The following is a 10,471-nucleotide window of genomic DNA, read 5'->3' on the forward strand; positions in this document are numbered from 1 at the left end:
GCGTGACCGGCACGCTCATCAACATCGGCGCCGTGCTGGCCGGCACGCTGGCCGGGCGGCTCGTCGGCGCGCGCCTGCCGGCCGGCCTCCAGCAGCGCGTGCTCTTCGGCCTCGGCCTCGTCACGGGGGTCATCGGCATCGACCTCGCCCTGGCCTGGCGCGACACGAACACGCTCTTCGTCCTCGGCGGCGTCCTGCTCGGCGGCATCGCCGGCGAGGCGCTGCGCATCGAGGACCGCCTGGCCGCCCTCGGCGACCGCCTCCAGCGCTGGACCACCAAGGACGAAGGGCACTCGAGCGTCTCCGAGGCGTTCTTCACCGCCAGCCTCCTGTTCTGCGTCGGCCCGCTCGCCGTCGTCGGCTCGATCCAGGACGGCCTGACGGGCGACTACGAGGCGCTGGCCACCAAGGCCCTGCTCGACGGCTTCGCGTCCGTGGCCCTCGCCGCCTCGCTGGGCTGGGGCGTCGGTCTCAGCGTCCTGACGATCCTCGTCTACCAGGGCGGCCTCACGCTGTTCGCCGGCGTCTTCGACAGCGTCCTCACCGAGGGCAGCGACGAGCTCCTCGCGCTCACGAGCGCGGGGGGCGTCCTGATCATCGGGATCGCCCTGAAGCTCCTCGACGTCCAGGACGTCAAGGTCGGCAACTTCCTGCCGGCCCTGCTCTTCGCGCCGCTGATCGCCGCGATCGCCGGGGCGTTCTAGACGCCCTCGGCGGGCTGCGTCGGGACCTCACGGCGGAAGCCCGGCACGCGCACGAGCTTCACCGGCTCGAACGGCGAGGTGCGCTCGACGTAGAACGTCGCGCCGTCGCGGTCCTCGACGGCGCGGACCGCCGCCTCCTGCCGGCGCCACAGCAGCGACCACAGCAGCAGGAACCCCGTCGCCACGCCCGCGACCTGCGGGACCCAGAGGGCGACGACGCCCGCCGCCACCACGAGCGCCAGCAGCGGCCACAGGCGGTTGAGCAGCGCGACGCCCGGCCGCAGCTCGGGCAGCGTCGTCTGGGCCCGGGCGGTGGCCATCGCCGTGGCGGTCGCCTCCGACGCGGCCGCGCCGCGGCCCAGCCACCCGCCGAGCAGGCCCGCCACCGCCCACCACGCGGTGCACACGAGCACGAGCGCGTCGTCCTGCACCCGCGTCGCGCCGGCGACGGTCAGCACGGCGAGCGTCGTGCCCGCGGCGGCGCTGAGGAGGACGGTCGCCCGCAGCAGGTCGGCGAAGCGCACCGGCGGCTCTCGCCCTAGAGCGCGGCCGCGAGCGCCTCGAGCATCGCCCGCACCCCGGCGGGCCCGTCGACGACGACGTCGGCCTCCGCCTCGAGCTCCTCGGGCGTCTCGTCGGAGGCGACGCCGACGCACAGCGCATGCTCGAGCGTGCCCTCGGCCACCGCCTCGCGCAGCGCACGGAACGCGTCGAGGTCCGTGCGGTCGTCGCCCGCGTAGAGCGCCGCCGCCAGCGACGTGTCCCCGAGCACCGCGCGGACGCCCCGGCCCTTGTGCAGCTCGACGGGCGGGCGGACCTCCAGGACCTTGCGCCCCCAGTGCGTCACGAGGCCGGCGGCCTCGGCGCGCGCCGCGACGTCGCGCACCGCGGTCTCGGCGGCGTCCTCGTCGGGAGCGCCGCGCCAGTGGAACGCGCAGATGACGTCCTTGTCCTCGCCGCGCACGCGCAGCCGGCGCAGCTCGTCGCTGTCCCACTCGCGGAAGGCGAAGTCGCGGACCGCGGCGCGCCCCTGGGCGACCTCGGGGTCGAGCTCGGGCTCCGTGGCGCCGCCGCGCAGGAGCTCGGCCCCGTGGTTGCCCACGTAGGTGATCGAGCCCAGCGAGACGATCCGCCGTGCGGTCGCGGCCCGGCGGCCGCTCACGCACGCGACCAGGCCGTAGCCCCGCGCCACCTTGATGAGCGGCGCGCGCGTCGGCTCGGGGACGTGCGCATCGTCGGCGTGGCGGACGATCGGCGCGAGCGTGCCGTCCACGTCGAGCAGGACCCCGGAGCGCGACGGGGTCGCCACGAGCGGGGCGAGCGCGTCCTGCAGGGCGGCCGTCGGCGTCACGTGGGCCATTCTCGCAGCAGCGTGCCCGATCCCCGCGCCCTGCAGGCCGGCCTGCGCGCCGTAGGCTCCCTGCCGATGTCGCGACGGGCCGCCCTCGTCACCATCGGGGGGTCGGCCGGGCTGTTCTCCGGCCTCTTCGGCGTCGGCGGCGGCACGGTCATCGTCCCGCTGCTCGTGCTGTGGATGGCCTACGAGGAGCGCGAGGCGACCGGCACGTCGCTCGCGGCGATCGTCGTCATGGCCGCCGCCGGCGCGGCGGTCCACGCCGCCTACGGCAACCTCGACGTGGGCGACGCCGCCCTCGTCGGCGTCCCCGCGGTCGGCGGCGTCCTCGCCGGCACGTGGCTCCAGCAGCGCGTCCCCCGGCGTGGCATCTCCCTGCTCTTCAGCCTCCTGCTGGCCGTCACCGCGGTCCGGCTGCTCGTCGGATGACCCTCGTCCTCGTCGGCATCGCCGCCGGTCTGCTGAGCGGGATGCTCGGCGTCGGCGGCGGCGTGCTGTTCGTCCCGGTGCTCGTCGTCGCGGCGGGCCACGGCCACGTCGAGGCCGAGGCGACGTCGCTGCTGGCGATCGTCCCGGTCGCCCTCGTCGGCGCCGCCAACCAGCGCCGCTACGGCAACCTGCGCCTGCGCGACGGCCTGCTGCTGGGCGCCACCGCGGTGCCCGGTGCCGTCGTGGGCGTCCTCGTCGTCAACGCGGTGCCCGAGCGCGCCGTCGAGGTCGCCTTCGCGCTGCTGCTGCTCTACGTCGCGTTCACCATGGCCCGCCGTGGCCTGCGCGAGGATCCCGGCCGATGAGCGCGCTCGAGCTCGAGGTCGTCGGCTGCGCGATGGCGACGCCCCTGGGCGCGCCGTGCTCGAGCTACCTCGTGCGCGGCGGCGGCACCACGGTGCTGCTGGACTGCGGGCCCGGTGCGCTGCCCGGGCTCTGGGAGCGCGGCGCGCTCGCCGAGCTCGACGCGATCGTCGTCTCGCACATGCACCAGGACCACGTCCTGGACCTCGTCCCGCTCTCCAACGCGATGACCCAGGAGGTGCTGGCGCCGCTGCGGGGCGCGCGGGGGCCGATCGCCCTGCACGTCCCCCGGGAGGGCGGTCCGGAGGTCCTCGAGGCGCTCGCCGCGGCGGTCGGCGAGCCCGGCCGGTTCGCCGCGGGCTTCGCCCTGCACACCTACGCCCCGCCGGACCGGCTGCGCCTCGGCGAGCTCGAGCTGACCTTCGCCGCGACGGGCCACCGCGGGCCGTGCTTCGCCATCCGCGTCGGGCTCGGCGACGTCGCGCTGGTCTACGGCGCCGACAGCCCGCCGAGCGCGGCGCTGGAGGAGCACTGCCGCGGCGCGGACCTCGTCGTCCTCGAGGCCTCGGCGCTCGACCCCTCGCCCGACGTCGAGCGCTTCGGCCACATGACCGCCGACCAGGCGGCCGGCGTCGCCGCCCGCGCCGGCGCCGGGCGGCTCGTCCTGACGCACCTGAGCCCGTGGCTCGACGGCGAGGACGCGCGCAAGCAGGAGCGGGCGCGGTCGCGGTTCCCCGGCCCGGTCGACCTGGCGCGCCCGGGGGCGGTCTTCCGGGCCTAGACCTGCAGCCGGCGGCGCAGCGCGGCGACGTGGCGGCGGGCGACCGGCACCTCGGTGCCGTCGTCGAGCGCCAGCACGGCGGTGCCGTTGACCTCCCCGCGCAGCTCGACCGCCCGGCGCAGGTTGACCAGCCAGCCGCGGTGGACCCGCGCGAAGCCGGCGGGCTCCCACTCGGACTCGAGCGTCGTCAGCGGGACGCGCAGCAGGTAGCGGCCGTCGTCGCAGGCGATGCGCGCGTAGTCGCCGTTGGCCTGGACGGTGGTGATGGCGTCGAGGCGCACGAGGCGCTTGGCGCCGCCGCGCGGGGCGTCGACGGCCACGACGTCGGGACCACCGGTGCCGCGTGCCGGCTCCTCGACGCCCGCGGGCGCCGGCGCGGCGGCCTCGGCGGGCGCCGCCTGGGGCCGGCGGGCACGCGCGTGGGCGTGCACCCGCTCGAGCGCGGTCTGCAGCCGGTCGCGCCCGACGGGCTTGACCAGGAAGTCCACCGCCTCGACCTCGAAGGCCTCGACCGCCGCCGACGGGTGACCGGTGAGGAAGACGACGGCCGGCGGCTCGGTGAAGCGCCGCAGCAGGCGGGCCAGCGCCATGCCCTTGATCTCGGGCATCTGGACGTCGAGGAAGAGCCCGTCGTAGCGGGCGCCGCTGAGCTTCACCAGCGCGTCGCGGGCGCCGGTGGCCGTCTCGACGCTGGCCACGAGCGGTGATCGCTCGAGCTGGCGACGCACGTCGAGCAGCGCGCGCGGCTCGTCGTCGACGGCGAGGATGCGAAGGCTGCGCGCCGCGCCGTCCACGCTCATGCGCCCCCCAGGTCGATGGCGACGCGCTCGGGCTCCTGCCCGCCGGGCCAGTCGGACAGGTCGAGGCGCACGGTGCGCCCGTCGGCGGCCGGACGGAGCGCGACGCGCAGGGCGCCGGGACGCTCGCGCAGCCGCTGGCCGACCGCGTCCTGCACGCGCTCCTGCAGCACGAGCGGGGTGACGGGCGGGGCCCCGGCGGGCGCCACGGCGACGTCGACCTGCAGCCGGTCGGGGAAGCGCCCCTGCTCGAGGCGCAGGTACGAGCGCGTGAACGCCAGCTCCTCGTCCAGCGGGACGGGCTCGAGGTCGCGCCGCAGCCGGTAGGCCAGGAAGGCGCCGAGCTCGGCGAGGAGGTCGCGCGCGAGGTCCGGGTCCTCCTCCACGTAGCTCGCCGCGGCGGCCAGCACGTTGTTGAGGAAGTGGGCACCGGGCGCCGGAGGCGCGTCGCTCCCGCGCCTCGTCGCCTGGACCATCGGATCTCTGTCCATGACCGCCATCGCCCCGGTGGTGCACGCTCTCCCCAGCGTGAAGGGCGCGATCCTACCGCTCTGGGACGCTGGACCGCCTGAAGTCGCTGGCGTACGCTGAGGCGCGATGGACGACGGCCGCTCGCGCCTGCGCGTCGCCGGGGCGCCCGGCGCGGCCGACGTGCGGCTCGTCGACCTCGCCCACGAGCCGATGGCCGTGCTCGACCGCCGCGGCCTGCTGCGTCGCGTCAACCAGGCGGTCACCGAGGTCACGGGCTGGCCCCAGCACGAGCTCGTCGGGCGCCCGCTGGCCGACGCGCTGCACCCCGACGACCGCGAGCGCGTCACCGTGGCGCTCGCCGCGCTGGTCGACGGCGGCCCCCCGCTCGAGGGCTTCGCGGTGCGCTCGCTGTCCCCCGCGGGCCAGGTGCGCTGGCTGGGCCTGCGCGCCCGCCACGACCGCCAGCTCGACCTCGTCGTGGCCACCGCCCGCGACCTCGGTGGGGAGGCCGAGCGCGCGGTCACCGGCCTCGCCCAGACCTTCGCCGCGTCGCCCGCGGGCTTCGCGCTGATCCTGCCCGACGGGCGCATCCACGACGTCAACCCGGCGCTGTGCCGCATGCTCGGCCGCACGCGCGACCAGCTCGTCGGCCGCGAGATCGCCGAGCTCGAGGTCGGCCGCGCGCGAGACGAGGTCGCCCGCGAGCGCCGCGCGATGCTCGAGGGCGCGCTGCCCGGCTACCGCGTCGACCGCCGCTTCCGCCACGCCGAGGGCCACGTCGTGGTCGGGCGCGTCGTCGGCACGCTGGTGCGCGACCCCGGTGGCGCGCCGCTGGCCTACGCCTGCGTCATCGAGGACGTCAGCCGCGCCCGGATGGCGCTCGACCGCCTCGCCGACAACGAGGCCAAGCTCGCCGAGGCCCAGCAGATCGCCCGCCTGGGCTCGTGGGAGTGGGACGTCGTCGAGGACCGCGTCACCTGGTCCGACGAGCTGCACCGCATCTACGGCGTGCCGATGGGCAGCCCGCCCGACGCCTACGGGGACGCGCTGGACCGCGTCCACCCCGCCGACCGCAGCCGCGTCGCGCGCGAGGTCGGCTCCGCGATCGTCGACGGCGAGGGCTGGGCGACGGACTACCGCGTCGTGCGGCCCGACGGCGAGGTCGTCCACGTCCACGCGCGCGGCGACGTCGTCCTGGGTCCCGACGGGACGCCGGTGCTCGTGCGCGGCACCTGCCAGGACGTCACGGAGCGCCGGCGGGTGGAGGACGCGCTGCGCTCGGCCGAGCAGCTCTTCCGCCGCGCCTTCGACGACGCGCCGATCGGCATGGCGCTGCTCGACGGCCGCCGGCGCTGGCTGCGGGTCAACCCGTCGGTCTCCCGCATGCTGGGCCGCGACGAGGAGGACCTGCGCGGGCACAAGCTCGACGAGCTCGTCCTGGCGGCCGACCGCGAGCTCGACGCCCAGCCGCTGCGCGAGCTGCTGGAGGGCCGGCGGCAGTCCTACGCGGTCGAGAAGCGCCTGCGCCACGCCGACGGCTCGACGATCCACGTCGTCCAGCACGTCTCCCTGCTGCTGGGCGACGACGTCTCCTTCCTCTGCCAGCTCGTCGACGTGACCGAGAGCCGGCGCGCGGAGGCCGACCGCCGCGCCGGCGAGGTCCGCCTGCAGGCGATCGTCGACAACGCGCCCGCGGTCATCTTCGTCAAGGACCCGGCCCTGCGCTACGTCCTGGTCAACCGGCGGTGGGAGGCGCTCTACGGCGTGGGCTCCGACGAGGTCGTCGGCCGCACCGCCTCCGAGGTGCTGGACCCCGACGAGGCGGTCCGCGTCGAGCAGCTCGACCTCCAGGTCCTCGAGACGGCCCGCGACGTCGAGGTGCTGGCGCGCGTGCACACGGCGGCGGGCAGCCCGGTCGAGTTCCTGAGCCTGCAGTTCCCGATCTTCGACGACGACGGCCGGGTCTCCGGCGTGTGCGGCATCGCCACCGACGTCACGGAGCGCCGGCGCTCGACCACCGAGCGCGCGGAGCTCGAGCGCCGGCTCGCGCAGTCCCAGCGCCTCGAGACGGTCGGCCGCCTCGCCGGCGGGGTCGCGCACGACTTCAACAACCTGCTGTCGGTGATCATCACCTGCGCGGGGTTCGCCCTGAAGGAGGCCGCGCCCGGCAGCCCGGTGCGCGAGGACGTCGAGGAGATCGAGCGTGCCGCACAGCGCGCCGCGCGCCTCGTGCGCCAGCTGCTCATCTTCTCCCGGCGCGAGGTCGTGCAGCCCGAGGTCGTCGACCTCGGCGACCTCGTCGAGGACCTCGACGGCCTGCTGCGCCGGTCGCTCACCGAGCGCGTGCAGCTCGTCGTCGTGCGCGAGGACGGCGTGCCGCCGGTGCTCGCCGACCCGGCCCGCATCGAGCAGGTCCTGCTCAACCTCGTGATCAACGCGCGCGACGCCCTGGCCGAGGAGGGCGGGACGATCCGCGTCGTCGTCACCCGGTCGCCGTCGGGCGGCGCGCGCGTGCAGGTCTGCGACGACGGCCCGGGCATGGAGCCCGACGTCGCCGAGCGCGCCTTCGAGCCGTTCTTCACCACGAAGGCCAGCGGCGAGGGCACGGGCCTCGGCCTCGCGACCGTCCAGGGCATCGTGGCCGACTCGGGCGGGGCGGTCGACCTCGAGACCGCGCCGGGCGCGGGGACGACGATCACCGTCGACCTGCCGGGCACCGACGAGGCGGCGCGCGGCGTGGCGCCGGTCGGACCGGTCGCCACGCGCGCGCACGGCAGTGGGCGGATCCTGCTCGTGGAGGACCAGACGCCGGTGCGGGCCCAGGCGCGGCGGATCCTCGAGGCGGCGGGCTACGCGGTCGTCGAGGCGGCCGACGGCGACGAGGCGCTCGAGCGCATCGACGAGACGGTCGACCTCCTGCTCACCGACGTCGTCATGCCGGGCATGAGCGGCCAGGAGGTCGCCGACCGGGCGGTCGAGCTGCACCCGCGGCTGCGGGTCGTCTTCATGTCGGGCCACACCGAGGACGTCGTCGTCCGCGAGGGCGTGCGCGAGGGCGGCGTGGCGTTCGTGCAGAAGCCGTTCAACGAGGCGGCGCTGCTGCAGGCCGTCCTCGTGGCGCTCGCGCCGGAGGGGATCGCCTAGGCGTCGTCCTCGACGCCGAGGCGCCGCACCACCACGTCGAGGTCCTGCTCGCGGGCCACGCGCTCGAGCGCCGCGGCGACGTCGTCGTCGCTCATCGACGGTGGCGTGGCGACCTCGAGCATCATCGCGTAGAGCGGGTCCTCGTCGCCGTCCTCGACGCGCCGGGTCGAGAGGTCGGTGATCGAGACGTCGCGGCGGGAGAGCTCGGTCGTGACGGCGTGGACGATGCCCGGGTGGTCGACGCCGTAGACGGTCAGCAGGTGGGTCGGGTCGGCCGGGTCCTCGGCGCCCTCGCCGACCTCGTGGACGGCGACGACGTCGAGCCCGAGGTCGTCGGCGATGCGCCCGAGGTCCTCCTGCAGGAGCGCGAGGTCGGCCTCCGGCGGCGGCTCGACGACGAGCAGCATGCTGAAGCGCCCGCCGAGGAGCCCCATCTGGGAGTCGGCGAGGTTCACGCGGTGGGCCACGAGCACGCCGGTCAGGGCGGCGACGATGCCGGGCCGGTCGCGACCGATGGCGGTGACGGCGAGCGGCCTCACCGTCCTCAGGCTACCCGCCCCCGTCGAGGCCGAGCCCGTGGTCGATCGCGCCCTTGACGGCGGCGTCGACGGCGTTGAGGCGGAAGAGGGCGAGCGCCTCGACGCTGGCGAACCGGGAACCGGCCCCCGCCCGTCCCGCGGCGTCGGGCCCGTGGTGGGTCAGGACGCAGTGCTCCAGGGCGAGCCGGCGCTCGGCGCTGAGCCCGGCGACGCGGGGCGCGCGCTCGGCGAGCATCCGCAGGCCGAGCTCGACGTGGCCGAGCAGCCGTCCCTCGTCGCTGAGGCCGATCTCGGCGCCGTAGGTGAACTCGCGGGTGCGTCCCAGGTCGTGGACGAGCGCGGCGGTGAGCAGGAGGTCGCGGTCGAGTCCCTGGTGCAGCTGCGTGACCTCCACCACGAGCGTCCCGACGGCGACAGTGTGCTCGAGCAGGCCGCCGAGGTAGGCGTGGTGGCCGTTGCGGGTGCACGGCGCGCGGCGCATCGCCGCGCGCACGTCGCCGTCGTCGAGCAGGAGCGCGAGCAGCCCGCGCAGCCCGGGGTCGTGCACCTCGCGGGCGAGGTGCTCGAGGAAGCCGTCGAGCTCGTCGAGGTCGCGGTAGGCGACCGGCAGGAAGGCGGCGGGGTCGGCCTCGCGCGGGTCGGCGCGGACGATGGTGCGCACCTGCACCTGGAGCTGGTCGCCGAAGCGCTCGACCAGGCCGGTCACGCGGACGAGGTCGCCCCGGTCGAAGCCGGCGGCCAGGGCGTCGGCGTCGCGGAACGCGCGGCCCGGGATCGCGCCGGTGCGGTCGCGCAGCTCCAGGGCGAGGTAGGGCGCGCCGCTGCGCGCCGTCAGCCGGTCCTTGCGGGTGCAGGCCAGGACGGCGGCGAGCTCGTCGCCGGCGCGCAGGGTGGCGACCGTCTGGGGCATCGGCCACGGACCCTAGGGCCGGCCACGGCGGTCCGGCGCCCTGGAGGGGGCGAGGCGACCGGGAGTACCCTCGCGGTGCATGAACCCGCTGATCTGGGAGAGCCGGCCGGACGGCCTGCGGGCACCCGCGCTCGTGTGCGCGTTCACCGGCTGGAACGACGCGGGCGATGCGGCCTCTGCCGCGCTGCGCTTCGTCGGCGCGTCCCTCGGCGCGACCCGCTTCGCCCAGATCGACCCCGAGGAGTTCTTCGACTTCCAGGCCTGCCGGCCGAAGATCTCGATCGTCGACGCGCAGACGCGCGAGATCGAGTGGCCGTCGATCGAGGTGTACGAGGGCCGCGCGCCGTTCGCGCAGCGCGACCTCGTCCTGCTGCAGGGGCCCGAGCCCAGCCACCGGTGGCGCACGTTCTCGCGCCTGGTGGTCGACCTCGCCGAGGCGCTCGGCGTCCAGACCGTCGTGACGCTCGGCGCGCTCCTGGCCGACGTGCCGCACACCCGGCCGGTCGGCATCTCGGGCATCGTCGGCCAGGGCGGGGAGACCTCGCGGATCGGCGTCTCGCCGACGTCCTACGAGGGGCCGACGGGGATCGTCGGCGTGCTGCACGCGGCGTGCCAGGAGGCGGGGATGCCGTCGACGTCGCTGTGGGCGAGCGTCCCGCACTACGTGGCCGCGGCGCCCAACCCGAAGGCCGCGCTCGCGCTCGTGCGCAAGCTCGAGTCGGTCGTCGGCATCACCGTCGACGCCGCCGAGCTCGAGTCCGCCACGGCCGACTACGAGCGTCAGGTGTCGCTCGCGGTCCAGGCGGACCCCGACGTCCAGGCGTTCGTCGAGCGCCTCGAGCAGGCCGCCCAGGAGGAGGAGGCCGACCTGGACCCGTCGGCGCTGCCCTCCGGCGACGTGCTGGCCCGCGAGTTCCAGCGCTTCCTGCGCCAGCGCGGGCCCGGCGACGGGCCCGACGTGGCCGGCGGGCGCTAGGCG

The 10,471-nt window shown here is 76.2% G+C and carries 12 protein-coding genes; 6 read left to right on the forward strand and 6 right to left on the reverse strand.

Annotation, left to right across the window (positions count from 1 at the left end; all coding sequences use genetic code 11):
• Positions 1–2 precede the first annotated feature (2 nt).
• Complete coding sequence (locus JUB12_RS15935; RefSeq protein WP_205696399.1) at positions 3–704, forward strand: DUF554 domain-containing protein; 702 nt, start codon at positions 3–5, stop codon at positions 702–704.
• On the opposite strand, the gene JUB12_RS15940 is transcribed toward JUB12_RS15935, so the two are convergent.
• Together JUB12_RS15940 and otsB are read right to left on the reverse strand one after the other, a co-directional pair.
• Entirely contained in the window at positions 701–1,228 is a 528-nt protein-coding gene (locus tag JUB12_RS15940) for a hypothetical protein (RefSeq protein WP_205696400.1), read from the reverse strand. The two genes, JUB12_RS15935 and JUB12_RS15940, sit on opposite strands and share 4 nt — an antisense overlap.
• A gap of 14 nt (positions 1,229–1,242) precedes the next feature.
• Positions 1,243–2,055, reverse strand: a complete 813-nt coding sequence (otsB, locus tag JUB12_RS15945; protein WP_241004292.1) for a trehalose-phosphatase — start codon at positions 2,053–2,055, stop codon at positions 1,243–1,245.
• Between the two features lie 75 nt (positions 2,056–2,130).
• Between otsB and JUB12_RS22075 the strand changes: the two genes are divergently transcribed.
• From JUB12_RS22075 to JUB12_RS15955, 3 genes are read left to right on the forward strand one after another with little or no spacing between them, the layout of a single operon-like run.
• Positions 2,131–2,487, forward strand: coding sequence for a sulfite exporter TauE/SafE family protein (locus tag JUB12_RS22075; protein WP_241004293.1), 357 nt, complete (start codon positions 2,131–2,133; stop codon positions 2,485–2,487).
• Entirely contained in the window at positions 2,484–2,852 is a 369-nt protein-coding gene (locus JUB12_RS22080) for a TSUP family transporter (RefSeq protein ID WP_241004294.1), read from the forward strand. The genes JUB12_RS22075 and JUB12_RS22080 overlap by 4 nt, the downstream gene beginning before the upstream one ends.
• Positions 2,849–3,631, forward strand: a complete 783-nt coding sequence (locus tag JUB12_RS15955; RefSeq protein ID WP_205696402.1) for an MBL fold metallo-hydrolase — start codon at positions 2,849–2,851, stop codon at positions 3,629–3,631. Before JUB12_RS22080 ends, JUB12_RS15955 begins: the two co-directional genes overlap by 4 nt.
• Here JUB12_RS15955 and JUB12_RS15960 read toward each other — a convergent pair.
• Positions 3,628–4,431, reverse strand: coding sequence for a LytTR family DNA-binding domain-containing protein (locus JUB12_RS15960; protein WP_205696403.1), 804 nt, complete (start codon positions 4,429–4,431; stop codon positions 3,628–3,630). The genes JUB12_RS15955 and JUB12_RS15960 overlap by 4 nt on opposite strands.
• Entirely contained in the window at positions 4,428–4,904 is a 477-nt protein-coding gene (locus JUB12_RS15965; RefSeq protein ID WP_205696404.1) for a histidine kinase, read from the reverse strand. Before JUB12_RS15965 ends, JUB12_RS15960 begins: the two co-directional genes overlap by 4 nt.
• 121 nt (positions 4,905–5,025) lie before the next feature.
• Between JUB12_RS15965 and JUB12_RS15970 the strand changes: the two genes are divergently transcribed.
• Positions 5,026–8,043 carry a PAS domain S-box protein gene (locus JUB12_RS15970; protein ID WP_205696405.1) on the forward strand — a complete coding sequence of 1,006 codons (3,018 nt, stop codon included), beginning with the start codon at positions 5,026–5,028 and terminating at the stop codon, positions 8,041–8,043.
• Here the strand turns inward: JUB12_RS15970 and JUB12_RS15975 are convergent.
• Positions 8,040–8,582: a glycine cleavage system protein R gene (locus JUB12_RS15975; protein ID WP_205696406.1), complete on the reverse strand. Its 543-nt coding sequence runs from the start codon at positions 8,580–8,582 to the stop codon at positions 8,040–8,042. The two genes, JUB12_RS15970 and JUB12_RS15975, sit on opposite strands and share 4 nt — an antisense overlap.
• Positions 8,583–8,592: 10 nt before the next feature.
• On the reverse strand, positions 8,593–9,492 hold the full coding sequence (locus tag JUB12_RS15980) for an OB-fold nucleic acid binding domain-containing protein (protein WP_205696407.1): 900 nt from the start codon (positions 9,490–9,492) through the stop codon (positions 8,593–8,595).
• Positions 9,493–9,571: 79 nt separating this feature from the next.
• Between JUB12_RS15980 and JUB12_RS15985 the strand changes: the two genes are divergently transcribed.
• Positions 9,572–10,468 carry a PAC2 family protein gene (locus JUB12_RS15985; RefSeq protein WP_205696408.1) on the forward strand — a complete coding sequence of 299 codons (897 nt, stop codon included), beginning with the start codon at positions 9,572–9,574 and terminating at the stop codon, positions 10,466–10,468.
• Positions 10,469–10,471 lie beyond the last annotated feature (3 nt).

Origin of the sequence: Conexibacter sp. SYSU D00693 (assembly GCF_017084525.1) — a bacterium.
Taxonomy (GTDB): Bacteria; Actinomycetota; Thermoleophilia; order Solirubrobacterales; family Solirubrobacteraceae; genus Baekduia.